This is a genomic window from Streptococcus sp. HMSC065H07 (assembly GCF_001837325.1).
GTDB lineage: Bacteria > Bacillota > Bacilli > Lactobacillales > Streptococcaceae > Streptococcus > Streptococcus salivarius_H.
On record NZ_KV832018.1, the window covers coordinates 1 to 1,411 of the forward strand.

Genomic DNA, 1,411 nt, shown 5'->3' on the forward strand with positions numbered 1-1,411 from the left:
GGCTCTTTGTCAACTGTAGTGGGTGACGAAAAGCTAACATCTAGAGAGGACCAGATAGGTCTTCTCTTTTTGTATATTCAGAGTGATGAAAACACGCTTCCTAAAGTTGATAAAATTTTTAAAACCGAAGCCCAGACGTTTAATATCTTTGATAAGCTTATTGGTCCCCTCCAATTTTGCATTTGAGTAATGTGTTTCTAGTGCATTTTTGATGTATTGTTTATGTTTACGAAAAGTCCTAAAGACTGTTTTGAAGTAATGATTAACCTTGCTTATATTCTCCTCTATGAGTTCAAAAAACTCATCCCCTCTCTTCTCCTGAAAGTGAAAAAGCAAAAGCTGATAGAGGTTATAATAATTGGTGAGTTCTTCTGAGAAATTCAGTGTCTTCTCAACGACTTCATGTGGGCATAATGTTTGATGGAAGGTCTTTGAGTAAAAAGGGTTGAGAGATAACTTACGGCTGTCCTTTTGGAAGAGTCTCCAGTGATTTTTTAAAGCTCGATAAGGTAGCGACTTCTTATCAAACTGGTTCATAATCGCAATTCTTGTCTTTAAAAAGGCTCGACCAAGGTGCTGAATAATGTGAAATCGATCAAGAACGATTTTGGCGTTTGGAAAGAGCTTGCGAGCCAGTGGCATATAAGCTCCAGACATATCCATAGTGATAAACTGTACCTGTTGTCGGACTTTCAATGGATACTTCAAAAAGTAGTTTCGTATAGTAGTTTGGCAGCGATTATCAAGTATAGTTATGAGTTCGTTTGTCTCATAGTTCTGTGCCACAAAAGCCAATTCCCCTTTCTTGAAGCCAAACTCATCCCAGGACATAATAGCTGGGAGTTTGTCATAATGTTCCTTGAAAGTAAACTGGTCGAGTTTACGATAGACAGTGGACGTTGACACGCGAAGTCTTCTGGCAATATCCGTTAATGACACCTTCTCAGTTAGGAGTTGTGTAACCTTTTGTCGGACTAGATTGGAGATTTGGCAGTTTTTCTCAACGATAGATGTCTCAGCTACCGTGACTCGTCTACAACTTTTACACTGGAAACGACGTTTTTTCAGACGTAGTAGTGTTGGAGTTCCAGCTTGCTCAAGAAGAGGGATTTTAGAAGGCTTTTGAAAGTCGTACTTGATCATCTTTCTATGGCAATGAGGACATGATGGTGCAGGGGAATCGAGTTTTGCTTGAATCTCGATATGAGTATCAGTTTCAAAAACAAGTGAAATATTGATATTTTGGTCTTTAATTCCGATTAATTCTGTGGTATTCTTAATAAGTCTCATAAGTTCTTCCTAATGATGGTTTGGTTGCTTTTCATTATAGTTCTTATGGGACTTTTTGTCTGCATTCAAAAAGCTCTATAATCTCTACAGTAGTTTTACCCACTACAGAAATTATAGAGCC

1 pseudogene is annotated in these 1,411 nt (G+C 38.1%); it reads right to left on the minus strand.

The window, feature by feature from the left end:
- Positions 1–40: 40 nt before the first annotated feature.
- Positions 41–1,290 (minus strand): annotated as a pseudogene (locus tag HMPREF2637_RS02145) (ISL3 family transposase).
- Positions 1,291–1,411 lie beyond the last annotated feature (121 nt).